This window comes from Streptococcus porci DSM 23759, from assembly GCF_000423765.1.
Lineage (GTDB): Bacteria > Bacillota > Bacilli > Lactobacillales > Streptococcaceae > Streptococcus > Streptococcus porci.
This window is the reverse complement of the sequence record NZ_AUIP01000001.1, coordinates 245,969-269,282: the sequence shown is the minus strand read 5'-3', so window position 1 is coordinate 269,282 and position 23,314 is coordinate 245,969. Positions and strand designations below refer to the sequence as shown.

Below are 23,314 nucleotides of genomic sequence, written 5' to 3'. Positions count from 1 at the left end.
TATCACATTCACACCTATGGCCGAGCAGCGGATGGCAAATTGGTCTTCCTCAAAGGAGACCAGACGACCGTTAAAGAACTGCCCAAACCAACAGCGACGCTGACCATTAAGAATGTCAACAACCAAACAGGCACCTTTGATGTGATTGTATCTGACCTTAAGTCGATAGCAGGTGTCACATTGGTTCAGTTGCCAACGTGGTCTGAGAGCAAGGGTCAAGACGATCTCAAATGGTATCAACCGACCAAACAAGCCGACGGCACTTACAAGCTGACGGTCAGGGCTAGCAACCACAAGTACACGAATGGCAAATACCATGTGCACCTGTATGTGACAGATAAGCGTAATACCAGAACCTTTGTGGCAGCTCAGACAGTTGAATTGAAAGATGTTCCTGTTGTTCAAGAAGTGATTGTAGAACATGTTGGAACAGGTGTCCACTATGTTAAAGTTAAGCATATTTATAATAATGAGAAGGTAGTCTATGCAGTTTGGTCCGAGAAGAATGGTCAAAACGATTTACGCTGGTATTCTACAAAAAATGATGATGATATGGCTCACGGTGTCTTCAATGTCGTTAATCATTCAGATACAGGTATTTATCACATTCACGCCTATCAGGAAGTTAATGGATAGAAAATTTTCTTAGCCAAGGCTCAAGTTGAGGTTAACCGCACAGCCTATAATGATATGCCTTATTACACACAATGGGATAGCAGATGGGGTGGTAAATATTACGGCCTCTGGAAAATGGCTGGAACAGGATGTGTTCCTACAGTACTAAGTATGGTGTATTCTGCTTTAACTGGAAAAGATATTAAGCCAAATAATGTTGCTGATTACCTTTATAATAAGACCTCAGAATTTAATAGAAGGGTATGGGGAACTAGTGGTATTGGTATATTACAAGTAAGTAAAGCTTATGGTTTTAAAACAGAAGTTTTGAAAACAGAGACAAAATTAAGATCTGCTCTTGCGGAAGGACATTATGTAGTTGCAGCTGTGGAACATAATAAATTTACCACAGGAGCACATCAATTAGTTGCCAAGGGGTATAAGGATGGAATGACTTACATGACGGATCCATACAGTCCACATTTATCTGGTTGGTACCCTATCTCTAATCTATTTAGAGAACGAAGTCGAGATGTCATTGATACAGCAGGCGTAGGTGTGCCATTTATAAAAATTACAAATGTTTAGAAGTAAAAGGTTGGTTTTCCAACCTTTTGCTTTACCTCTAATCTTCTGCTATACTTATACTTATGACAAAAATGACTTATCAAGAGACCTTGGATTGGATTCATGGTCAGTTAAAATTCGGAATTAAACCGGGTGTAAAGCGTATGGAGTGGATGCTTGCCGAGCTGGGGAATCCACAAGATAATCTGAAAGCTATTCACGTTGTGGGGACAAATGGTAAGGGGTCTACCACCAATTATTTGCAAAGTATTTTTACTAAGGCAGGTTATGAGGTGGGGACCTTTACCTCGCCTTACATTATGGACTTCCGTGAAAGGATTTCTCTCAACGGTGTCATGATTCCTAAGGAAGATTTGGTCAAAGTAGCCGAAATGGTTAAGCCTGTTGTTGACCGATTGCCTTTAGAAACTGACCTGAAATCAGCGACAGAATTTGAAATCATTACGACTATGATGTTTGTCTATTTTGGTGAGATTCATCCAGTTGATATCGCAGTGATTGAGGCAGGGCTAGGTGGTCTCCACGATTCCACTAATGTTTTCCAACCTCTGGCAGTAGTTTGTCCCTCAATCGGATTAGATCATCAGGCTATTTTGGGAGAAACCTATGCAGAGATAGCGGCTCAAAAGGTTGGTGTTTTAAAAGAGAAAACTCCCTTTATCTTTGCCGAGGACAAAACGGATGTTTTAGAGGTCTTCATCAAGACAGCGACAACCCTTTCTTGCCCCATGTATCGTCTAGGTCAGGATTTTGAAGCTTTGGGAAATAGCAGAGCCTTTGACTTTGCCTATCGCGAGGAGACCTTATCAGCTGTTAAACTTGCCATGCCTGGACAGCATCAGGTGGCAAATGCAAGCCTATCTATTATGACTAGCCTAATCCTAGCGCCAGCTTATCCCAAAGTCACCACAGCAGTCATCAAAGAGGCGCTTGCTGAGGCCAAATGGCTTGGACGAACTGAGATGATTGCTGACAATCTTATGATTGATGGCGCTCATAATGATGAGAGTGTGGCTGTCCTAGTTAATCTGCTTAAGTCTGACTATGCAGATAAGAAGGTTCATATTCTTTTTGCTGCCATTGACACTAAGCCAATTAACACCATGCTTGAACAGTTATCAGACTTTGACAGTTTAACAGTGACTACTTTTGACTATCCTAATGCGGTCGCGCTTGAAGCCTATCCAACTAAGTATCAGCGGACGACAGATTTCACCCAATGGTTAGAACAAGTGAGTGAAGAAAATGATGAGCAGTTATTTGTGGTAACAGGGTCGCTTTACTTTATCAGTCAGGTGAGAACATTTTTGCTAAAGTGATTCCTAGCTATCGTCAAATAGGGCTATTTTTGATATAATAAAAGTCAGCTATTTGCTGATTTTTTTGATGTATGGAAGAAATAATGAAAGATTTGATTAAAACAGAGCTTGACGGCGTTGACGTTCGTCTTAATGAGGCTCTGAGTAACTATACTTATACGAGGGTTGGCGGACCTGCTGACCTCTTAGCGTTTCCACGCTCGCGTTACGAGTTACAGCGTCTTTTGGCTTTTGCCAAAAAGCACGCGCTGGATTGGACGGTTCTTGGAAATGCCAGTAATTTAATAGTCCGTGACGGTGGAATCCGTGGCATGGTTATCATGCTGGAAAAAATGTCCACAATAACCGTGTCCGGTTATGTGATTGAAGCAGAGGCAGGCGCTAATCTGATTGAAACAACCAAAGTTGCCAGTCGCCACAGTTTGACTGGTTTTGAATTTGCCTGCGGGATTCCGGGCTCTATTGGCGGAGCTGTTTTCATGAATGCAGGTGCTTACGGTGGCGAGATTGCTCATGTTCTTATATCTGCTCAGCTTTTGACCGAAGACGGTGAGATCATTACGATTGATAATCGCGATTTGAGATTTGGATACCGTCATTCGTCAGTTCAGGAGTCAAATGCTATTGTCCTGTCAGCAAAATTTGCTCTTAAACCTGGCGACTACACTCAAATCACTCAAGAAATGGCAAGATTAACCCATCTACGTGAGCTCAAGCAGCCACTTGAATTACCATCTTGCGGGTCTGTTTTCAAACGTCCAAATGGCTATTTTGCGGGAGCTTTAATCACAGAAGCAGGACTTAAGGGATACCGCGTTGGTGGAGTGGAAGTTTCTACCAAACATGCTGGATTTATGGTCAATGTTGATTGTGGTACTGCCAGCGATTATGAAAATTTGATTGCTGATGTTATCCAGAAGGTCAAGGCTCATTCTGGCGTGACTTTAGAGCCAGAAGTGAGAATTATCGGGGAAAAATAACAATTCTAGCGACGTTTAAGCAAAGGGGGTGGAGCCTATCGTCTCAGAAAGTATGAAGGGTGAGAATACTAACCACTATGTCCAAAAGGCCTAGCAGAGCCTACTTAATCTGCAATACGTAAAAAGGAAGAAGTTTATTGAAACAACCTATTATCGCCTTTAAAAATGTCACTAAGACATTTGAGGACTCTGGCACACAGGTGCTAAAAAATATTAATTTTGAGCTTGAAGAAGGGAAGTTTTACACTCTACTCGGGGCTTCTGGTTCTGGGAAATCAACCATTTTAAACATCATTGCAGGACTATTAGATGCCTCTAGCGGGGACGTTTATCTGGATGGAAAACGTATCAATGATGTCCCAACCAACCAGCGTGATGTGCACACAGTATTCCAAAATTACGCTCTCTTTCCGCACATGACTGTGGCTGAAAACGTGGCTTTTCCTCTAAAAATAAAAAAGATAGATAAAAAGGAAATAGCAGAGCGTGTCTCGGAAGCTCTGAGAATGGTGCGTTTGGAAGGTTATGAAAAACGTTCTATTCAGAAATTATCTGGAGGCCAACGTCAGCGTGTTGCCATTGCTCGCGCCATCATCAACCAGCCTCGCGTGGTCTTGCTTGATGAACCATTATCAGCCTTGGATCTCAAATTACGTACGGAAATGCAGTACGAACTTCGCGAATTGCAACAACGATTGGGCATTACCTTTGTTTTCGTTACTCACGACCAGGAAGAAGCTCTTGCTATGTCTGACTGGATTTTTGTCATGAACGATGGTGAGATTGTTCAGTCCGGAACACCTGTTGATATTTACGACGAACCAATTAACCATTTTGTAGCGACTTTTATTGGGGAATCAAACATTCTGCCGGGAGTCATGATTGAAGACTATTTGGTTGAGTTCAATGGCAAACGCTTTGAAGCTGTGGATGGTGGTATGCGTCCAAATGAACCGGTTGAAGTGGTTATCCGTCCTGAAGATTTGCGTATCACTTTGCCAGAGGAGGGCAAGTTACAAGTAACGGTGGACACTCAACTTTTTCGTGGAGTACACTATGAAATCATTGCCTACGATAACCTAGGAAATGAATGGATGATTCATTCGACTCGAAAGGCTATTGTCGGTGAAATTATCGGTCTAGACTTCGAACCTGAAGACATCCACATTATGCGCCTAAATGAAACGGAAGAAGAATTTGATGCCCGTATCGAAGAATACGTGGAAGTGGAGGAAGTAGAAGACGGCCTCATCAATGCCATTGAGGAGGAACGTCATGAAGAAAACCTCTAATATTGCTTTTTCAGCTCCCTATATTCTCTGGCTTTTGCTTTTTGTTCTGGCTCCCGTAACGCTATTGCTCTGGAAATCCTTATTTGATCAGTCAGGGAACTTTACCTTAGCTAACTATGGAACTTTTTTCTCCAGTTGGACCTATCTGCGCATGAGTTTTAACTCGGTACTCTACGCAGTCATCATTACCTTAGCAACCTTTTTGATTGCTTACCCAGCAGCCTTACTCTTGACAAAACTCAAGCACAAGCAACTTTGGCTAATGCTAGTTGTTCTACCGACCTGGGTAAACCTTTTGTTAAAGGCTTATGCTTTTATGGGAATTTTTGGACAGCAAGGTGGTGTCAATGCTTTCTTATCCTTCATGGGAATTGGATCGCAACAAATCCTCTTTACGGATTTTTCATTCATTTTTGTAGCGGCCTATATTGAGTTGCCCTTTATGATTTTGCCAATTTTCAATGCCCTTGATGATATCGATGGTAATGTGATCAATGCCAGTCGCGATCTTGGTGCGACTGAGGCGCAAACCTTTAGGAAAGTGATTTTTCCACTATCTCTCAACGGGGTGCGCTCAGGCGTTCAATCGGTCTTTATTCCGAGTTTATCCCTCTTTATGTTGACACGTTTGATTGGTGGTAATCGCGTGATTACGCTAGGGACCGCTATCGAGCAGCATTTCCTCACAACTGAAAACTGGGGAATGGGTTCAACCATCGGTGTGATTTTGATTGGGGCTATGATTGCCACCATGTGGTTTACAAAGGAGAGACGCCAATGAAAAAATTAGCAAATCTTTATTTGGCGCTGGTCTTTCTGATCCTTTATATTCCGATTGTTTACTTGATTGTTTATTCCTTCAATCAAGGTGGGGATATGAATGGCTTTACAGGCTTTACCTTAGAGCATTATCAGACCATGTTTGGGGATAGTCGCCTGATGTTAATCTTGGTTGAAACCTTCTTCTTAGCCTTTCTGTCTGCATTATTAGCGACCATTATCGGTACTTTTGGAGCTATTTACATCCATCAGACCCGCCGTCGTTTACAAACGGGGTTGTTATCTGCCAATAATGTGCTCATGGTAGCACCAGATGTTATGATTGGTGCCAGTTTCTTGATTCTTTTTACACAAATCAAGTGGCAACTGGGTTTTCTATCGGTCTTACTTAGTCATGTGGCCTTTTCCATTCCGATTGTGGTGCTTATGGTTCTTCCCCGCCTCAAGGGCATGAATTATGACATGGTTAATGCAGCTTACGATTTGGGTGCGACACGCTTTCAAATGTTGAAAGAAGTTATGTTACCCTACTTGACTCCGGGAATTATTGCGGGCTATTTTATGGCCTTTACGTATTCGCTGGATGATTTTGCGGTGACCTTCTTTGTCACAGGAAATGGCTTTTCGACCTTGGCGGTTGAGATTTACTCACGCGCCCGAAAGGGAGTGTCTTTAGAAATCAATGCTCTATCAACTGTCGTCTTTCTCTTTTCAATCATTTTGGTGATTGGTTATTACTTCATTTCACAGGAGAAGGAGGAAAAGCATGCGTAGACTGTATTCTTTTATCGCAGGTATCTTAGCCATCGTCGTTCTGCTATTTACGACGAGTCTGATTATGAAAAATAGCTCAGGCTCAGCTGCTGAAAAGCTAGTCATTTACAACTGGGGAGATTATATTGATCCCGATCTTATAAAAAAATTCACAAAAGAAACGGGCATCGACGTTCAGTATGAAACTTTTGACTCAAACGAGGCCATGTATACCAAAATCAAGCAGGGCGGTACCACCTATGACCTAGCCGTACCAAGTGAGTACATGATTTCCAAAATGCTGGAAGAAAACATGCTAGTTAAGCTCGATAAGTCAAAAATTATCGGCTTTGATAACATCGGTGATGAGTTTAAAAACCTTAGTTTTGATCCCAATAATGATTATTCTATCCCTTATTTCTGGGGAACTCTGGGAATTGTTTACAATAAAACCATGGTCAACAAAGCTCCAGCACACTGGGAAGACTTATGGCGACCGGAATACAAAAACGATATTCTTCTGGTTGACGGCGCCCGTGAAGTTATGGGATTGGGTCTCAATTCTTTTGGTTACAGCCTAAATAGTAAAGATAAGGTCGAACTGGCGGTTGTTGAAGCCAAGCTCAATGAACTGACGCCGAATATTAAAGCTATTGTTGGTGATGAACTCAAGGGGTACATGATTCAGGGTGATGCGGCTATAGGTGTTTCTTTCTCGGGTGAAGCCAGTGAAATGCTTGATGGTAACGAAGATTTGGTCTATGTTGTCCCAAATGAGGGGTCTAACCTCTGGTTTGATAATATCGTTATTCCAAAGACTGCTAAGCACTACGACGAGGCTTATGCCTTTATCAACTTTATGCTTGACCCTGAAAATGCTGCGCAGAACGCCGAATATATTGGCTATGCCACACCAAACTCAAAGGCAAGGGAACTGTTGCCTGAGGATGTGACTTCTGATAAGGCTTTCTACCCAGATCAAGATACACTTAAGAACTTAGAAGTCTATGATAATCTAGGCTCACACTGGTTAGGTGTCTACAACGATCTCTATCTACAATTCAAAATGTACCGAAAATAATATCAATAGAAGTGCACTTGCAGAGAGTGTGCTTTTATTTTTGCGAAAAATAAGATTTTATCTTGACAGAATAGTCTGAAAATTGTAGAATATTTAGTAACTTACATAAGAGGAGACAGTAAATGCCATTTTCAATGACAACAGTTTTGCTATTGAGGATAGAGGGCTAGTGCATCAGCATTAGTCCTGTTTGGCATACCAAGCGGGAAAGTAAAACTCGCTTGGATTTCCAAGTGAGTTTTTTACATTTTTAGCTTAGAAAGAGGTCTTTTATGCACCAAGTTGAATTTCTAGATACGACACTCCGTGATGGAGAGCAGACACCAGGAGTCAATTTTTCGATTAAAGAAAAAGTTGCTATCGCTAAACAGTTGGAAAAGTGGGGAATTTCCACGATTGAGGCAGGTTTTCCAGCAGCTAGTCCAGATTCTTTTGAAGCAGTTAAGCAGATTTCAGCAGCAATGACGAAAACAGCGGTTTCTGGTTTGGCTCGTTGTGTGAAAGCTGATATTGACGCGTGTTATGAAGCAATCAAGGATGCTAAATTTCCGCAAATTCATGTTTTTGTAGCTTCAAGTCCAATTCATCGTGAGTTTAAGCTGAAAAAATCCAAAGAAGAGATTTTAGATATTATCACAGAACATGTGACTTATGCACGTCAATTCTTTGACATTGTGGAATTTTCACCAGAAGATGCGACACGAACGGAACTGGACTTTTTGCTTCAGGTGGTTCAGACAGCGGTCGATGCAGGGGCAACCTATATCAATATTCCAGATACGGTAGGTTTTACGACGCCAGAAGAATATGGATATATCTTTAAATATCTGATTGAACATGTGACATCAGATCATCAGGTGATATTCAGTCCACATTGTCATAACGATTTGGGAATGGCTGTTGCCAACACTCTTGCAGCTATTAAAAACGGTGCTGGACGTGTTGAAGGGACGATTAATGGCATCGGCGAGCGTGCGGGGAATGCAGCTCTGGAAGAAGTAGCTGTTGCTCTCAATATTCGTGAGGATTACTATCAAGCCAGCTCTGCCATTGTCCTAAAAGAAACCATCAACACCTCTGAAATGGTGTCACGCTTTTCAGGTATTCCAATTCCAAAAAACAAGGCGGTGGTTGGCGGTAATGCCTTCTCTCACGAATCTGGGATTCATCAGGACGGTGTTCTCAAAAACCCACTCACTTACGAAATCATCACCCCAGAGCTCGTTGGTGTTAAGAAAAATTCTCTGCCCCTTGGCAAACTTTCTGGTCGCCATGCTTTTGTCGAAAAACTTAAAGAGTTGCAACTGGATTTTGAGGAAAAAGAAATTGCTGTGCTCTTTGCCAAATTCAAGAAATTGGCCGATAAAAAACAAGATATCACGGATGCTGATATTGTGGCTCTCGTTGATGGAAATGAGATTGAAAACCCTGAAGGATTCCACTTCAACGATTTGAAAGTGACATCAAATGACGATGATACTGTAACCGCTATTGTTAATATGATAAACGAAGAAGCTGAAAGTGTTGATGTGATTGCTAATGGTAAGGGTTCAGTTGAGGCAGTCTTTAACGCCGTTGACAAATTCTTCAATCAAACGGTTAAACTGCTGAGCTACAATATCGATGCTGTAACCGGAGGAATTGATGCTCAAGCTCGTGTGTCTGTTTCAGTTGAAAATGTTGATACAGGAACTATCTTCAATGCGTCTGGTATTGATTTTGACGTTCTGAAAGCAGGGGCTATTGCTTATGTCAACGCAAATACTTTTGTCCAAAAAGAAAATGCTGGCGAGATTGGTCGCAAAATCTCTTACCGAGATATTTAAAAAGAGGTGACTATGAAAAAAATTGTAACCTTAGCAGGTGATGGTATTGGACCAGAAATTATGGCGGCGGGACTTCAGGTTCTAAAAGCTGTGGCTGAAAAGATTGATTTTGACTATGACTTAGAAGATAAACCCTTCGGTGGTGCAGGAATTGACGTCTCTGGTCACCCACTGCCTGAGGAAACCCTGTCAGCAGCAAAGACTGCGGATGCTATCCTTTTAGCTGCTATTGGTGGTCCGCAATACGATGGGGCACCTGTTCGTCCAGAACAAGGTTTACTTGCCATTCGCAAAGAACTCAATCTTTTTGCCAATATTCGTCCAGTAAAAATCTTCGATGCTCTCAAACATTTGTCTCCACTTAAGGCAGAGCGTATTGAAGGGGTTGATTTTATCGTGGTTCGGGAGTTGACGGGAGGCATTTACTTCGGCGATCATATTCTAGAGGCGGATAAGGCACGCGATCACAATGATTACACGGCTGAAGAAATTCGTCGTATTATGGTCAAGGCTTTTGAGATTGCTAGAGGCCGTGGCAAAAAAGTGACCAGCATTGACAAGCAAAATGTCCTTGCTACTTCAAAGCTCTGGCGTCAAGTGGCTACTGAGGTTGCCAAAGACTATCCAGACGTGACTTTGGAACATCAGTTGGTGGACAGCGCAGCAATGATTATGATTACGAATCCAGCTCGTTTTGACGTTATTGTGACCGAAAACCTCTTTGGAGACATCTTGTCGGATGAGGCTTCTGTTCTCCCTGGAACCCTTGGTGTGATGCCATCTGCCAGTCATTCGGCTGATGGCCCTAGCCTTTATGAGCCTATTCACGGCTCTGCCCCTGATATCGCTGGGCAAGGTATTGCCAACCCTATTTCCATGATCCTCTCGGTAGCTATGATGCTCCGCGATTCTTTCGGAGAAAATGCTGGCGCAGCCATGATTGAGAAGGCAGTTGACAAAACTTTAGCTCAAGGTATCCTGACCCGAGATCTTGGTGGAGATGCTACAACTGATCAAATGACCGCAGCAATTATCGGTAATCTATGATGAAATATCTAGTGATTGCCCTTGTGGTGTGGAATGCGATTGTTTTTGCCGCTTTTGGTATTGATAAACATAAAGCTGTAAAGGGGGCATGGCGGACCCCCGAGAAGACCTTATTGCTGATGAGTATTCTTTTCGGTGGTGTCGGTGCTACGCTTGGTGGTAGAATTTTTCATCACAAAACAAGAAAGTGGTATTTTCAGTTATCCTGGTATCTAGGCTACCTGACCATTGCTGGTTTGATTTATTTTGTTTTAACTTATTTGTAATTAGAAGTGGAGAGTAGGATGTCTGGAAAGTCAATCTTTGATAAAGTCTGGGAACGACATGTCATTACTGGCAACGAAGGTGAACCCCAGCTCATGTATGTAGATCAGCACTATATCCACGAAGTGACCAGTCCTCAAGCTTTTGATGGGCTTCGTGAGGCCGGACGTAAGGTGCGACGTCCAGATTTAACTTTTGGTACCTTTGACCACAATGTACCAACGGTAAATATTTATGATATTCGTGACTTGATTTCTAAGGCGCAAATGGATGCTCTGGCTCGTAATGTTGAAGAATTTGAGATTCCACATGCACCTCACGGATCAAAAAATCAAGGAATTGTACACATGGTCGGGCCTGAAATGGGACTGACTCAACCTGGGAAATTCATCGTCTGTGGCGATAGTCATACGGCTACACACGGCGCTTTTGGTGCCATTGCCTTTGGTATTGGAACGACAGAGGTTGAACATGTTTTTGCCACTCAAACCCTCTGGCAAGTTAAACCCAAGAAACTCCTAGTAAGATTTACTGGTAAGCCTAAAAAAGGAGTTTATTCCAAAGACTATGTGCTAGCGTTGATTGCTAAACACGGTGTTGCTCTGGGTGTAGGTTATGTGGTGGAATACGTCGGTGAAGCTATTGAGGCTCTAACTATGGAAGAACGCATGACCATCTGTAATATGTCAATCGAGTTTGGGTCCAAAATGGGTATTATGAACCCTGATCAGACTACCTTTGATTATTTAGCGGACAAAGAGCATAAGCCAAAAGATTTTGAAGCAGCAGTGGCAGATTGGAAGAACTTGGTTTCAGATTCAGACGCTGTCTATGATAAAGTCATTGAAATGGATGTGTCGAACCTTGCACCTATGGTGACTTGGGGAACCAATCCTTCCATGGGTGTCTCTGTTGAAGAGACTTTCCCTGAAATTAGGGACATGAATGATGAGCGCGCCTATGCTTACATGGACTTAAAGCCGGGGCAGAATCCTAAAGATATCGAGATTGGTTATGTTTTTCTAGGTTCCTGCACCAATGCTCGATTATCTGATTTGATAATTGCTGCTAAATTTGTCAAAGGGAAAAAAGTAGCAGATGGGGTGACGGCCATTGTGGTTCCAGGTTCACGTCCTGTCAAGACGGCAGCTGAAAAATTGGGATTGGATAAAATTTTCCTAGAAGCTGGCTTTGAGTGGAGAGACCCGGGGTGTTCCATGTGCTTGGGGATGAACCCTGATAAAGTACCAATAGGGGTACACTGTGCTTCGACAAGTAATCGCAACTTTGAGGATCGTCAAGGTGTGAGCTCGCGTACTCACCTCTGTAGCCCCGCCATGGCAGCAGCAGCAGCTATCACAGGACGCTTTGTTGATGTTCGAGAATTAGAGGAGGTACTTTGATGGAGGCTTTTACTGTTTATACGGGAACGTCGGTTCCCCTTATGAATGACAACATTGACACCGACCAAATTTTGCCCAAACAGTTTCTCAAATTGATTGATAAAAAGGGCTTTGGCAAGTATCTCATGTACGAGTGGCGTTATCTAGATGATAACTATACCGAGAATCCTGATTTTATCTTTAATACGGCGCCGTATCGAAAGGCAACTATCCTGATTACTGGAGATAATTTTGGGGCGGGTTCGTCGCGTGAACATGCCGCTTGGGCTCTGGCTGATTATGGATTCAAGGTTATCATTGCAGGATCTTTTGGCGACATTCATTACAATAATGACCTTAACAATGGGATTTTACCTATCGTCCAGCCACGTGATGTTCGAGAAAAATTAGCTACACTTAAATCGACAGACGAGATTACAGTTGATTTGTATGAGCAAAAAATTTTATCACCCGTTGGCGAATTTTACTTTGATATTGATGCAGACTGGAAAAATAAGTTACTAAAGGGTCTGGATGACATTGGTATCACTATGCAGTATGAAGATTTGATTGCTGAGTATGAGAAAAATCGGCCAGCTTACTGGTAAGATTAAGTTTGAATATTCAGAAAATACTTGAAAACATAGCTCTGCTATGTTACAATAAAACAATATCAATAATAATTGGAGAAAATTATGACTAAACACGTACATTGGGATGGAAACCTCAACAAAGAAGGTTTTGAGATTTTGAACGGTGAGGGTGGCTGTATCGTAACACCGACTAAGGTTGGTTACATCATCATGACCAGCGATCGCAAAGGCCTGGAGCGCAAGTTTGAGGCTAAAGAGCGTAACCGCAACAAACCAGGAGTCGTTCTTTGTGGTAGCATGGAAGAACTTCGTGAATTGGCTCAACTGACGCCAGAAATCGATGCTTTCTACCAAAAACATTGGGATGAAGATATTCTTCTTGGTTGCATCTTACCTTGGAAACCAGAAGCTTACGCAAAATTGAAAGCTTTTGGCGATGGACGTGAAGAACTCATGACTGACGTGCGTGGCACATCTTGCTTCGTTATCAAGTTTGGTGTGGCTGGTGAGCAAATTGCCAAGGAAATGTGGGAAAAAGAAGGTAAAATGGTTTACGCCTCATCTGCCAACCCATCTGGTAAAGGTAACCGCGGTAAAGTAGAGGGTATCGGTGAGCGTATTGAAACAATGGTTGACTTGGTTATCGAAGCTGACGATTATGTGGCTTCAATCCAACCTGACAAAACTATCGAAACTCGCTACGAGCAAGGGGTTATGGTCTCAATGGTTGATGCTGATGGTAAGCTCATTCCAGAGCAAGGTCAAGGTAGCCGTTCTATCAACAACTGTCCAGTAGTCATCCGTAAAGGTCTTGATATCGACAAAATCATGATGCATTTGTCAGACCACTTTAACTCTTGGAACTATCGCCAAGGGGAGTACTATTAAGCAATACTAGCGCTTTAGGGCGCTCTTTTGCTGTCAGATATAAAAGGAGTTATTATGGCAAGAAGTCAAGAGGTTATTTTAACCAATATGTGTCTCATCGAAGATAATCAAGGCAACATTGTTATGCAAATCCGAGATTCTGAACGTTATGCTTGGGATGGTGCAGCTTTACCAGGTGGTCATATCGAGGCTGGGGAAAGTCTGCATGAAGCCGTGGTTCGTGAGGTTTATGAGGAAACAGGATTGACGATTAAAAATCCTCTTTTGATTGGCATTAAGCATTTTCACACGCGAGAAGAAGGAATTCGTTACCTCGTTTTTCTCTATAAAGCAACTGAGTTTGAGGGGGAAATCCGCTCTTCAGAGGAGGGGGAGATTAAGTGGGTTTCTAAAGTTGATATAAATAAGATTGAACTCGCTGATTCTATGGAAGATATCCTTTCTATTTTTGATGACAAGAGCAGCTCAGAGTTATTCTATGTCCGAGACGACGAGGGCATTCTGCAGAGAATTTTCTTTTAATACAAAGAAACCCTTTCCAATGAAAGGGCGTGAGGTTGGAGACGAGTACTATCATTTGACACTTCCTTAGGTGTGTCGGACGCCAGTGCCTCTTGATAGCTTGTTATGGCTAGAAATTTTGAATCGCATAGAAGCTGACCTGTAAGGTTTTCAACCTGATTGTATCATCTCAAAGAGCTGCTCGGAAAATGAGAACCAGTCCTTTTATATTTGGTCTTAGCCCCTTTCTAACGGATAGGGGATTTATTTTATGATAAGTCGGCTATTTTTTGATTGACACGGTCAATATAGGAGCTGAAGCGGATGCTCCATTCGTCGTGTAGGATATCAAGAATCTTGCGGTAAGTCCCTATAGCATTATCAGTCTCTCCCAAATGAAGGTAGCAAAGAGCGATAGAGTCGTGGCAGTCGGTGTAGCGTGGCTTTTCTTGAGCCTCAAAGGCTTTTTCCCAGATGGGAATGGCAGAGCGGTAGTCTGCATTTCGGCAAAATTCATTGGCAATGGAGAAGAGCACTCGCCAGTCATCCGAATGCTGGTCAACTAGGCTGAGATAGTGCTCTTTAACCTGTACAAACCCCTTTTCTTTTTCCATGATTAAGATACGATAAAAGTTATTTAAGGAATCAGGTTTTTCTTCAAATGATTGTTCAAGAGTGTCTTTGGCTTCTTCCAAACGTCCGTCGGCAATCAGATTATCCAAAAGATAGAAGTAGAGGCGCTTGTTTTCGGGTGCGACCTTTAGAGTCCTTTGATAATATTTAATCAGGTCATGATGGCTAGCAGTATTCCAGTCATAGCGAGCACCGTCTGAAGCGTTATTGATAATATTGATATCTGTCTTAGTATTTGGCCGCAATTCTAGGGCTTTTTTGCTATACTGCACTGCTTTTTTCCGAAGATGGTTAGCGTGAGAATCATAGAGGTAACCTAGCTCACTATTAGCACGGTAATTTGTTGGGTTATGGCCAAGTTCATCAAGCAAAAACTTTCATAAGTCAGAAATTTTTGATGAGATAACAGGTAGCCGCTCTCAAGCTGACTGGTGATTTTGTCATACATTTTATCCTTGTTGTAGTCAAAAAGGTCATCAATACTGACACCGAATATGATAGCAAGTTCAGGCAGAAGCATGATATCAGGTTGGGCAATATTTGTTTCCCACTTTGAAACGGCTTGATTTGAAATAGCCAACTTTTCAGCCAGTTGCGTCTGACTTAACCCCTTACTGAGCCTCAGTTTTCTAATTTTTTCACCAATAGTTGTCATGGTTTTCTCCTTTTAGTTAATATATCACGAGCTCTTGATGATTATATTATAAGGCAAAAAAATCTAAAAACAATCGGAAAATTGTTGATAAATCTCTCTTTTTAGTTGGATTAAGCAAAGCTTAATATCAGTAGCAGTTTCCTGTCTAAATGTTACCAGAAGATGATATTTTCAGACTTTTTTGATATAATAAAGCGATTGTGTTTTTAGGAGGTAATTATGGCGACTGTGATTGATGGAAAGGGACTAGCTCAACGGATGCAAGCTGAGTTAGCAGAAAAAGTTCAAAATTTGAAAAACCAACACGATATTGTTCCTGGCTTGGTTGTTATTTTAGTTGGAGAGAACCCTGCTAGTCAGGTTTATGTCCGTAATAAAGAACGCGCAGCACTTGCTGCTGGTTTTATCAGCGAAACAGTGCGCTTGCCTGATACAATAAGTGAAGCGGAGCTTTTGTCCCAAATCGAAAGATTCAATATTGACAGTCGCTTTCATGGTATTTTAGTGCAGTTACCTCTTCCTGACCATATTGACGAGCAGAAGGTTCTTCTGACCATCAATCCTGACAAGGATGTTGACGGTTTTCATCCGACCAACATGGGAAATCTCTGGTCTGGAAATCGTGTCATGGTGCCTTGCACGCCAGCTGGAATTATGAAGATGTTGGAAGCTTATCAGGTGGACCTTGAGGGGAAAACAGCTGTTGTTATTGGTCGTAGTAACATTGTCGGCAAGCCTATGGCTCACTTGCTACTGGAAAAAAATGCTACAGTTACCCTGACCCATTCGCGAACAAAAAATTTACCTGAAGTTGCTAAAACAGCTGATATTTTGGTGGTTGCCATTGGTCGGGGTCACTTTGTTACTAAGGATTTTGTCAAAGAAGGTGCGGTTGTCATTGATGTTGGTATGAATCGTGATGACAATGGCAAGCTGATTGGTGATGTCGCATTTGATGAGGTGTCAGAGGTGGCAAGTCTTATCACCCCAGTTCCCGGAGGTGTAGGTCCTATGACCATTACCATGCTTTTAGAACAGACCTACGACGCTGCTCTGCGTAGCCTTTCTCCAAAGAAAGAGTAAGATATAAGATATGAACAACTTAGATGAACTTTTGAAGACGCGTTTCGGCATCGTTTTTGAGAATAAAACGGTGCTGGAGACAGCTTTTACGCACACTAGTTATGCCAATGAGCATCGTGCCCTAAATATTTCACATAATGAGCGCTTGGAATTTTTAGGAGACGCTGCTCTGCAATTAACGATTTCTCGTTATTTGTATCAGAAATATCCAGACATGCCTGAGGGCGATATGTCAAAACTCCGCTCCATGATTGTGCGTGAGGAGTCTTTGGCCGGCTTTTCTCGTCAGTGTGACTTTGATAAGCATATTAAACTTGGTCGCGGTGAGGAGAAAACTGGTGGACGCCAACGTCCAGCCATTTTGGGAGATTTATTTGAAGCCTTTTTGGGAGCTCTGCTTTTGGACAAGGGTGTAACAGCAGTCGAGAGCTTTATCAATCAAGTTATGATTCCTCAGGTTGAAATTGGCAATTATGACCGAGTTAAAGATTACAAAACAACCTTACAAGAGCTACTCCAGGTCAATGGTGATGTTGCTATTAACTATCAGGTGGTTAAGGAAACCGGTCCTGCTCATGATAAGATTTTTGAAATTGAGGTCTTTGTCAATGGAAAAAAACTTAGTCAGGGTAAAGGAAAATCCAAAAAGCTAGCCGAGCAAGAAGCAGCTAAAAATGCCATAGAAAAAATGCAATAAAAGCAATGTGGTGGTTGAAAAAACATCACTTTCATAACTGAGGAATTTATGTTTCTAAAAAAAATTGAAATGCAGGGTTTTAAATCCTTTGCTGATAAAACCAAGGTTGAATTTGATCGAGGAGTAACAGCAGTTGTGGGACCAAACGGTTCTGGAAAATCCAATATTACTGAAAGTCTGCGTTGGGCGCTAGGGGAATCATCTGCCAAAAGTCTACGTGGTGGCAAGATGCCTGATGTTATCTTTGCTGGTACTCAAAATCGTAAACCTTTAAACTATGCCCAAGTCACCGTTACTTTGGATAATTCCGACGGTTTTATCCCTGATAAACCTGAAGAAATCCGAGTTGAACGTCATATTTACCGAAATGGAGACAGCGATTACCTGATTGATGGCAAGAAAGTTCGTCTTCGTGATATTCATGATCTTTTTATGGATACAGGTTTGGGAAGAGACTCATTTTCCATTATTTCCCAAGGGCGTGTTGAGGCTATTTTCAACTCAAAACCTGAGGAACGTCGCGCGATTTTTGAAGAAGCGGCAGGTGTTCTCAAGTACAAGACCCGAAAGAAAGAGACTGAGACCAAGCTAAACCAGACTCAGGACAATCTGGATCGTCTGGAGGACATCATCTATGAGCTGGATAATCAGCTCAAGCCACTCGAAAAGCAAGCAGAGACAGCCAAGCGTTTCCTAGCTTTAGAGGACAAACGCAAGTCGCTCCATCTTGATATATTGGTGGAAGATATTGTCAGTTTTCGGGAAAAATGGCAGAGCAGAGAAAAAGAGTTAGCGAAAACTAAGGAAGAACTTTCTGTTTATTACCAGCAACGGGACCAGCTAGAGCAGGACAACCAAAAACTCAAGGAAAAGCGCCAACAACTCACTCAAGAAGTCTCTAAAACACAAGCTGAGCTTATGGATTTGACCCGTTTCAGAGCAGATTTGGAGCGTCAAATTGACCTTTTAGCTCTGGAATCAAGCCAGAAAGAGGAGAAAAAAGCAGATGCTAGTGAGCGTTTGTCTCAAATGAAGTCAGATTTGGACAAACTTCAAAGTTCAAAAGTCGAAAAAGAAGGTCTGCTGACTCAGCTTGCTAAAGACTTAGAGGACAGCCAATCTGCTATCCAGTCGCTTGAAGAACAGCTGGAAAAATTCTCAACCAACCCAGATCAGATTATTGAGAATCTTCGTGAAGACTTTGTCACACTCATGCAGGAAGAAGCAGAGATTTCCAATAGTCTGACTGCTATACAAGCTGAAATCGACAGCCGAACCCAAACTCTAGAGACTAAATCAGCTGAATTAGCTCAGCTTTTGACCGAAAAAACCGAACTTGAAAGCGATGTAGTTACTAAAAAAGCGCAACATGATGAGGCTATCGCTCAAGTTCAAGAGCTCTTAGGAAACTATCAAAGCTCTGCTCAAGAATTAGAAAGACTTCAAAGAGATTACCAAACTAAGCAAGCAGAGATGTTTGAATTGTTGGATCGGGTCAAAGATAAGGAAGCTCGTCAAAACTCTCTCTTAGCTATTCAAAAAAGTCACAGTAACTTCTTTGCTGGTGTCAAGGCAATCTTGCAAAATAGCCAGAAAATTGGTGGCATTATTGGTGCCGTTTCAGAGCATGTCACTTTTGAGCCAACTTATCAAACAGCTATCGAGATTGCCCTTGGTGGCTCTAGTCAGCATGTCATTGTAGAAGACGAGAATGCAGCTAAGCGGTCAATCGACTTCCTGAAGCGCAATCGATCAGGTCGCGCAACCTTCCTGCCTCTGACAACCATCAAGCCTCGTGAAGTTGCTGGTCCAAATCGTCAGAAATTGGAAACAGCAACTGGCTTTCTAGGTTTTGCTAGTGATTTAGTTACTTTTGAACCAAAGTTGGCTAACATTTTTGAAAACTTACTGGCTACCACGGCTATTTTTGAGACCCTTGATCAGGCAAATCAGGCAGCTCGTCTGATTAACTTTCAGATTCGACTAGTCACCCTTGATGGTTCGGAAATTCGTCCAGGCGGATCCTTCGCCGGTGGTTCAAATCGTCAAAACGCAACAACATTCATCAAGCCGGAGCTTGATACCCTTGCACAGGAGCTTTCTCTTTTAAAAGAAAGCTTGCGCAATCAAGAAAAAGCGGTTGAAGCGGCTCAGCAGTCACTTCAAAAAACTGAAGAAAAACTAACTCAAATTAAAGAAGCTGGCGAAAAAGCTCGCCTTGAGGAGCAGACAGCTCAGTTTACTTACGAACAAGTGGCGGAGCGCCTAGACCGCGTCAGTCAACTCTGCTCTGCACTTCAAAAACAATCAGCTCAAGAGGACACACATGAACTAGAAGACAAAAAAGCAGCCTTGTCTGGTCAGCTCCTATCTATTCAAAAACAGAAAGAGCAAGTCTCTGACAATTTGACGGAAATTAAGCGAGACAAGGATAGCATTACTGCTAAGGTTGCCGATTTGAACAAGCGTCTATCACAGTTCCGCCTTGAGGAGCGAGAGAAGGCCAGTGAGGAGCGTTTTGAACGTGCCAATCTTAACCGTATCGTTTCTGAAATCAGCACACTTACCAAAGAAATGTCAACCCTTGAAAATTGGCTGACGACTGATCTTTCAGAGGCCGACATTGACCGATTACCTAGACTTACTCAGCAGTTGGAAGAAAGTAAAGCTCGTCAGACTCAGACTGAGCAAGCCCTTGTTCGCCTACGTTTCGAGTTGGAAGATTGCGAGGGCAGCCTTGAGGATATTGATGAGCAGATGCAAAAGGCCAGTCATAAAAATGAAGGCCTCATCCGTCAGCAAGCCCAGTTAGAAGCAGAACTTGACAATTTTGGTGAAAAATTGCAGAGCTTTGCCCGTACTTTAGTCGACGATTATCAAATGAGTTTTGACGAAGCAAAAGCTCAGGCAAAACCACTTGAAAATCTGCCTCAGGCACGTCAAGAACTGGCAGATTTGAACCGACAAATCAAGGCACTTGGTCCAGTCAATTTAGATGCTGTTACCCAGTATGATGAGGTTTCAGAACGTTTGACCTTCCTCAACACACAAAGAGATGACTTGGTTCACGCAAAAAATCTCTTACTTGATACTATCAATGATATGGATGATGAGGTCAAGCTGCGCTTTAAATCAACCTTTGAAGCCATCCGTGAGTCCTTTAAGCAGACCTTTACCCAAATGTTTGGTGGAGGCTCTTCCGATTTGGTTCTGACTGAAGGAGACCTGCTAACGGCCGGTGTGGAAATTTCCGTCCAACCACCTGGTAAGAAAATTCAATCACTCAATCTCATGTCAGGGGGCGAAAAAGCTCTCTCAGCCCTGGCTCTGCTTTTTGCCATCATACGTGTCAAAACCATACCTTTCGTCATCTTAGACGAGGTAGAGGCTGCCCTGGACGAGGCTAACGTCAAGCGTTTTGGCGACTATCTCAACCGTTTTGATAAGAATAGTCAATTTATCGTCGTTACACACCGCAAAGGGACGATGGCTGCCGCAGACAGTATTTATGGTGTCACTATGCAGGAATCTGGTGTATCAAAAATTGTCTCTGTAAAACTCAAAGATGCAGAGAAGATGGTCGATTAACCAATTTTTCCTTGACTTTCCTCACAAACTAACCTATAATTGAGAAAAACCTTTAACCGAGTCCAGAGAGGCTTGCAAGGTTCACGATAAAAATAAAGGCTCTTTGCCTACTCTTTTGTCGAACCCTGCCCTCTGGCGGGGTTCTTTTCTTAGGCAAAAGGAGGCCACATGTACGAAAAACGTCCCATTATCGCTCTAGATTTTTCGACCTTTGACGAGGTCAAGACCTTCTTGGCTCTTTTTCCAGCAGAGGAGAAGCTCTATGTCAAGATTGGCATGGAACTCTACTATGCACTCGGTCCAGAGATTGTTAACTTTGTCAAAAGCCAGGGGCATTCAGTCTTTTTGGACTTGAAACTTCACGATATTCCTAATACTGTAAAGTCAGCTATGGCGGTGCTAAGCCAATTAGGTGTAGATATGACCAACGTCCATGCAGCAGGCGGTGTAGAGATGATGAGAGCAGCCAGAGAAGGTTTAGGAAGTTCTGCAAAACTGATTGCGGTAACCCAGTTGACCTCAACATCCGAAGAACAAATGCGAGAAGACCAAAATATTCAAACTAGCCTATCTGACGCTGTTTGTCACTATGCTAAAAAAGCAGCGATTGCAGGTCTTGACGGGGTTGTCTGCTCTGCACATGAAGTAGATCAAATCAAATCAACAACCCAGTCAGACTTTATCTGTTTAACCCCAGGTATCCGTCCTTTGGGCTCTGCTATTGGCGATCAAAAACGGGTTATGACCCCAAGCCAAGCTAGAAAAATTGGCTCTGACTATATCGTGGTTGGGAGACCGATTACAAGAGCTCAGGATCCAGTAGCTGCTTATCTAGCTATCAAGGAAGAATGGAATGGTTAGAGACTTTTTCAAAGTAATCGTTGATAGGCCTATGGGCTATCAGGATAGTTATGGCAATATCTATTCAGTCAATTATGGCTACATCCCTGATAGGATTGCTGGTGATGGGGAAGAACAAGATGTCTACATCCTCTCTAAGCAAGTTATTAAGCCCATAGAAACCTTTGACGGAGAGCTGGTGGCCATCATTCATCGAACAAATGATGTTGAGGATAAATGGGTTTTGACCTCGCCTGGGGAAGAACTTAGTTTAGAGGACATCAGGCAAGATACACAGTTTATTGAGCAATACTTTGATTCTTGGATTGAATTATTATAAAAGAAATGGAGAACATTATGACACTCGCAACTCACATCGCATCTGATCTATTAGATATAAAAGCAGTATATCTCAAACCAGAGGAGCCTTTTACATGGGCATCAGGTATTAAGTCACCTATTTATACCGACAATCGTATTACCCTTTCTTATCCTGAGACACGTACCCTTATTGAGGATGGCTTTGTAGAAAAAATCAAAGAACATTTTCCTGAGGTGGAAGTGATTGCAGGTACCGCAACAGCAGGTATCCCACACGGGGCTATCATTGCAGATAAAATGAACCTGCCTTTTTCTTATATCCGTTCAAAACCGAAAGCTCATGGAGCTGGCAATCAGATTGAAGGTCGTGTCGTTAAGGGGCAAAAAATGGTCATCATCGAGGACTTGATTTCGACAGGTGGTTCTGTTCTTGAAGCGGTCAAAGCTGCGCAGGAAGCTGGTGTGGAGGTATTGGGTGTCGCAGCTATCTTCACCTATGAATTACCAAAAGCCACTGAAAATTTTGAAAAGGCTGGTGTTAAATTGGTTACTCTGTCAAATTATTCAGAGCTCATCAAAGTAGCAAAGGTTCAAGGTTACATTACCGCAGACGGTCTACAACTTCTCAAAAAATTTAAAGAAAATCAAGAAAATTGGCAGAATTAATCTTGCAACCAAGAACAACTATTAAAATTAGAATATAGTCATTTGCATTAGCTTTGATACAGTGTCACTTTCGGCTTTCCATACTCTAGTACTGCCTGCACCTCAGCTCCTTGTCTGAAAGCCAATTCATTCGACTATAGAACCTCAAGTCTGGATATTCCAGACTTTTTTGCTATATAAAAAAGAGCGGGGATGAACGCTCTTGTTATGTTATGATTTTGTAAGTCCCATCAACTTGCGCAGTTCAGGAATGCGTTGTAGCTGTGGAAGGATAGCCATGGTGGCAATAATCCGGATAGGAATTTCAAAGATTTTTAGCCAGCGGCCTGCGATGTATTGAGCCACAAAATCATACTTAAAGTAGACCTGAAGAAGCAGAGGTGTCATGATAAAGGTACTAAAAAGCATGATAATCATAATGGCAAAGCTGACATAAAGCCAACTCTTTTTAGAAGACCAGCTCAGCTCTTTTCCATAAAAGAAAAGTCCATACAGAAAACCAGTTGCAGCTTCCATCAAAGTCCAGGCAGGTAGGAAATTTGCTGCATCAGGCGAAAGGAAGATAGTTGATAAATCGAGGACGGCTAAACTGACAAAGCCCCAAATAGGACCGGCGATAGCACCGATGACTGCATTCACAAGGAAAGTGAGAGTAATTTGAAGCTGATTGGGAATGATGCGAATGTCAAATTGGCTAATGACAAAGGCAATGGCAATCAACATAGCAAGGGTAACCAAGCGCTGTGTTGAAAGCGCTGGTGTTTTGAAAAAAGTTTTCATGTATAAGGCTCCTTTTTGTTTTGGAGCTGTTAAATCAGATTATCTGATTTAACAGCGGATGCAATGATTCACCGCGCCTACTGGCTTCGTTGTGTGACAACATCCCATTCACACACACTTAACGCGAATCACCTACTCTGTG

General features: G+C 42.4%; 24 protein-coding genes and 1 riboswitch. Of the genes, 21 read left to right on the top strand and 3 right to left on the bottom strand.

Features of this window, described 5'->3' with window-relative positions:
- The 15 genes from G576_RS12925 to G576_RS0101400 all read left to right on the top strand — a co-directional run.
- On the top strand, positions 1 to 636 hold a 636-nt coding region (locus tag G576_RS12925), incomplete at its 5' end, for a GBS Bsp-like repeat-containing protein (protein ID WP_027973056.1).
- A gap of 54 nt (positions 637 to 690) precedes the next feature.
- Positions 691 to 1,203, top strand: a complete 513-nt coding sequence (locus G576_RS12920; protein ID WP_083959900.1) for a C39 family peptidase — start codon at positions 691 to 693, stop codon at positions 1,201 to 1,203.
- A gap of 71 nt (positions 1,204 to 1,274) precedes the next feature.
- On the top strand, positions 1,275 to 2,522 hold the full coding sequence (locus G576_RS0101460) for a bifunctional folylpolyglutamate synthase/dihydrofolate synthase (protein WP_027973054.1): 1,248 nt from the start codon (positions 1,275 to 1,277) through the stop codon (positions 2,520 to 2,522).
- A gap of 83 nt (positions 2,523 to 2,605) precedes the next feature.
- The gene (gene murB / locus G576_RS0101455) at positions 2,606 to 3,502 is read left to right on the top strand and encodes a UDP-N-acetylmuramate dehydrogenase (protein WP_156875098.1); all 897 of its coding nucleotides are present in this window, start codon (positions 2,606 to 2,608) and stop codon (positions 3,500 to 3,502) included.
- 137 nt (positions 3,503 to 3,639) lie between these two features.
- The gene (locus G576_RS0101450; RefSeq protein WP_027973052.1) at positions 3,640 to 4,794 is read left to right on the top strand and encodes an ABC transporter ATP-binding protein; all 1,155 of its coding nucleotides are present in this window, start codon (positions 3,640 to 3,642) and stop codon (positions 4,792 to 4,794) included.
- Positions 4,778 to 5,575 (top strand): ABC transporter permease, encoded by a 798-nt coding sequence (locus G576_RS0101445; RefSeq protein WP_027973051.1) that lies wholly within the window; start codon positions 4,778 to 4,780, stop codon positions 5,573 to 5,575. Before G576_RS0101450 ends, G576_RS0101445 begins: the two co-directional genes overlap by 17 nt.
- Positions 5,572 to 6,348 (top strand): ABC transporter permease, encoded by a 777-nt coding sequence (locus tag G576_RS0101440; protein WP_027973050.1) that lies wholly within the window; start codon positions 5,572 to 5,574, stop codon positions 6,346 to 6,348. Before G576_RS0101445 ends, G576_RS0101440 begins: the two co-directional genes overlap by 4 nt.
- Complete coding sequence (locus tag G576_RS0101435; RefSeq protein ID WP_027973049.1) at positions 6,341 to 7,408, top strand: ABC transporter substrate-binding protein; 1,068 nt, start codon at positions 6,341 to 6,343, stop codon at positions 7,406 to 7,408. Before G576_RS0101440 ends, G576_RS0101435 begins: the two co-directional genes overlap by 8 nt.
- Positions 7,409 to 7,680: 272 nt before the next feature.
- Positions 7,681 to 9,234 carry a 2-isopropylmalate synthase gene (locus tag G576_RS0101430; RefSeq protein ID WP_027973048.1) on the top strand — a complete coding sequence of 518 codons (1,554 nt, stop codon included), beginning with the start codon at positions 7,681 to 7,683 and terminating at the stop codon, positions 9,232 to 9,234.
- Positions 9,235 to 9,246: 12 nt separating this feature from the next.
- Positions 9,247 to 10,281, top strand: coding sequence for a 3-isopropylmalate dehydrogenase (gene leuB, locus G576_RS0101425; RefSeq protein WP_027973047.1), 1,035 nt, complete (start codon positions 9,247 to 9,249; stop codon positions 10,279 to 10,281).
- Positions 10,278 to 10,547 carry a DUF1294 domain-containing protein gene (locus G576_RS0101420; protein WP_037618137.1) on the top strand — a complete coding sequence of 90 codons (270 nt, stop codon included), beginning with the start codon at positions 10,278 to 10,280 and terminating at the stop codon, positions 10,545 to 10,547. Before leuB ends, G576_RS0101420 begins: the two co-directional genes overlap by 4 nt.
- 18 nt (positions 10,548 to 10,565) lie before the next feature.
- Complete coding sequence (gene leuC / locus G576_RS0101415; protein WP_027973045.1) at positions 10,566 to 11,948, top strand: 3-isopropylmalate dehydratase large subunit; 1,383 nt, start codon at positions 10,566 to 10,568, stop codon at positions 11,946 to 11,948.
- Positions 11,948 to 12,535 (top strand): 3-isopropylmalate dehydratase small subunit, encoded by a 588-nt coding sequence (gene leuD, locus G576_RS0101410; RefSeq protein WP_027973044.1) that lies wholly within the window; start codon positions 11,948 to 11,950, stop codon positions 12,533 to 12,535. The genes leuC and leuD overlap by 1 nt, the downstream gene beginning before the upstream one ends.
- An 87-nt stretch (positions 12,536 to 12,622) precedes the next feature.
- A complete protein-coding gene (locus tag G576_RS0101405) occupies positions 12,623 to 13,408 on the top strand; it encodes an L-threonylcarbamoyladenylate synthase (protein WP_027973043.1) in 786 nt (261 codons plus the stop codon).
- Positions 13,409 to 13,462: 54 nt separating this feature from the next.
- The gene (locus tag G576_RS0101400; protein WP_027973042.1) at positions 13,463 to 13,930 is read left to right on the top strand and encodes an 8-oxo-dGTP diphosphatase; all 468 of its coding nucleotides are present in this window, start codon (positions 13,463 to 13,465) and stop codon (positions 13,928 to 13,930) included.
- A gap of 248 nt (positions 13,931 to 14,178) precedes the next feature.
- Here G576_RS0101400 and G576_RS12060 read toward each other — a convergent pair whose 3' ends face one another.
- A complete protein-coding gene (locus tag G576_RS12060) occupies positions 14,179 to 14,913 on the bottom strand; it encodes a tetratricopeptide repeat protein (RefSeq protein WP_211218862.1) in 735 nt (244 codons plus the stop codon).
- Positions 14,859 to 15,197 carry a helix-turn-helix domain-containing protein gene (locus tag G576_RS13765; protein WP_211218861.1) on the bottom strand — a complete coding sequence of 113 codons (339 nt, stop codon included), beginning with the start codon at positions 15,195 to 15,197 and terminating at the stop codon, positions 14,859 to 14,861. The genes G576_RS12060 and G576_RS13765 overlap by 55 nt, the downstream gene beginning before the upstream one ends.
- A 219-nt stretch (positions 15,198 to 15,416) precedes the next feature.
- Between G576_RS13765 and G576_RS0101390 the strand changes: the two genes are divergently transcribed.
- The 6 genes from G576_RS0101390 to pyrE all read left to right on the top strand — a co-directional run bounded on the left by G576_RS0101390 (position 15,417) and on the right by pyrE (position 22,392).
- The gene (locus G576_RS0101390; protein WP_027973041.1) at positions 15,417 to 16,280 is read left to right on the top strand and encodes a bifunctional methylenetetrahydrofolate dehydrogenase/methenyltetrahydrofolate cyclohydrolase; all 864 of its coding nucleotides are present in this window, start codon (positions 15,417 to 15,419) and stop codon (positions 16,278 to 16,280) included.
- Between the two features lie 10 nt (positions 16,281 to 16,290).
- Positions 16,291 to 16,977 (top strand): ribonuclease III, encoded by a 687-nt coding sequence (rnc, locus tag G576_RS0101385; RefSeq protein WP_027973040.1) that lies wholly within the window; start codon positions 16,291 to 16,293, stop codon positions 16,975 to 16,977.
- A 48-nt stretch (positions 16,978 to 17,025) separates the two neighbouring features.
- Positions 17,026 to 20,565: a chromosome segregation protein SMC gene (gene smc / locus G576_RS0101380; RefSeq protein WP_027973039.1), complete on the top strand. Its 3,540-nt coding sequence runs from the start codon at positions 17,026 to 17,028 to the stop codon at positions 20,563 to 20,565.
- A 168-nt stretch (positions 20,566 to 20,733) separates the two neighbouring features.
- Positions 20,734 to 21,426, top strand: coding sequence for an orotidine-5'-phosphate decarboxylase (pyrF, locus tag G576_RS0101375; RefSeq protein WP_027973038.1), 693 nt, complete (start codon positions 20,734 to 20,736; stop codon positions 21,424 to 21,426).
- Entirely contained in the window at positions 21,419 to 21,745 is a 327-nt protein-coding gene (locus G576_RS0101370) for an inorganic diphosphatase (RefSeq protein WP_027973037.1), read from the top strand. Before pyrF ends, G576_RS0101370 begins: the two co-directional genes overlap by 8 nt.
- A gap of 17 nt (positions 21,746 to 21,762) precedes the next feature.
- Positions 21,763 to 22,392 carry an orotate phosphoribosyltransferase gene (gene pyrE / locus G576_RS0101365; protein ID WP_027973036.1) on the top strand — a complete coding sequence of 210 codons (630 nt, stop codon included), beginning with the start codon at positions 21,763 to 21,765 and terminating at the stop codon, positions 22,390 to 22,392.
- Positions 22,393 to 22,602: 210 nt separating this feature from the next.
- On the opposite strand, the gene G576_RS0101360 is transcribed toward pyrE, so the two are convergent.
- A complete protein-coding gene (locus G576_RS0101360; protein ID WP_027973035.1) occupies positions 22,603 to 23,172 on the bottom strand; it encodes a folate family ECF transporter S component in 570 nt (189 codons plus the stop codon).
- Positions 23,173 to 23,222: 50 nt separating this feature from the next.
- Positions 23,223 to 23,314, bottom strand: a riboswitch (THF riboswitch).

Bases quoted from the DNA above. Each gene is read 5' to 3' on its own strand.
- G576_RS12920 (WP_083959900.1), top strand. From the start codon at position 691: ATGCCTTATTACACACAATGGGATAGCAGATGGGGTGGTAAATATTAC.
- G576_RS0101460 (WP_027973054.1), top strand. From the start codon at position 1,275: ATGACTTATCAAGAGACCTTGGATTGGATTCATGGTCAGTTAAAATTC.
- murB (WP_156875098.1), top strand. From the start codon at position 2,606: ATGAAAGATTTGATTAAAACAGAGCTTGACGGCGTTGACGTTCGTCTT.
- G576_RS0101445 (WP_027973051.1), top strand. From the start codon at position 4,778: ATGAAGAAAACCTCTAATATTGCTTTTTCAGCTCCCTATATTCTCTGG.
- G576_RS0101440 (WP_027973050.1), top strand. From the start codon at position 5,572: ATGAAAAAATTAGCAAATCTTTATTTGGCGCTGGTCTTTCTGATCCTT.
- G576_RS0101435 (WP_027973049.1), top strand. From the start codon at position 6,341: ATGCGTAGACTGTATTCTTTTATCGCAGGTATCTTAGCCATCGTCGTT.
- G576_RS0101430 (WP_027973048.1), top strand. From the start codon at position 7,681: ATGCACCAAGTTGAATTTCTAGATACGACACTCCGTGATGGAGAGCAG.
- leuB (WP_027973047.1), top strand. From the start codon at position 9,247: ATGAAAAAAATTGTAACCTTAGCAGGTGATGGTATTGGACCAGAAATT.
- G576_RS0101420 (WP_037618137.1), top strand. From the start codon at position 10,278: ATGATGAAATATCTAGTGATTGCCCTTGTGGTGTGGAATGCGATTGTT.
- leuC (WP_027973045.1), top strand. From the start codon at position 10,566: ATGTCTGGAAAGTCAATCTTTGATAAAGTCTGGGAACGACATGTCATT.
- leuD (WP_027973044.1), top strand. From the start codon at position 11,948: ATGGAGGCTTTTACTGTTTATACGGGAACGTCGGTTCCCCTTATGAAT.
- G576_RS0101405 (WP_027973043.1), top strand. From the start codon at position 12,623: ATGACTAAACACGTACATTGGGATGGAAACCTCAACAAAGAAGGTTTT.
- G576_RS0101400 (WP_027973042.1), top strand. From the start codon at position 13,463: ATGGCAAGAAGTCAAGAGGTTATTTTAACCAATATGTGTCTCATCGAA.
- G576_RS13765 (WP_211218861.1), bottom strand. From the start codon at position 15,197: ATGACAACTATTGGTGAAAAAATTAGAAAACTGAGGCTCAGTAAGGGG.
- G576_RS0101390 (WP_027973041.1), top strand. From the start codon at position 15,417: ATGGCGACTGTGATTGATGGAAAGGGACTAGCTCAACGGATGCAAGCT.
- rnc (WP_027973040.1), top strand. From the start codon at position 16,291: ATGAACAACTTAGATGAACTTTTGAAGACGCGTTTCGGCATCGTTTTT.
- smc (WP_027973039.1), top strand. From the start codon at position 17,026: ATGTTTCTAAAAAAAATTGAAATGCAGGGTTTTAAATCCTTTGCTGAT.
- pyrF (WP_027973038.1), top strand. From the start codon at position 20,734: ATGTACGAAAAACGTCCCATTATCGCTCTAGATTTTTCGACCTTTGAC.
- G576_RS0101370 (WP_027973037.1), top strand. From the start codon at position 21,419: ATGGTTAGAGACTTTTTCAAAGTAATCGTTGATAGGCCTATGGGCTAT.
- pyrE (WP_027973036.1), top strand. From the start codon at position 21,763: ATGACACTCGCAACTCACATCGCATCTGATCTATTAGATATAAAAGCA.
- G576_RS0101360 (WP_027973035.1), bottom strand. From the start codon at position 23,172: ATGAAAACTTTTTTCAAAACACCAGCGCTTTCAACACAGCGCTTGGTT.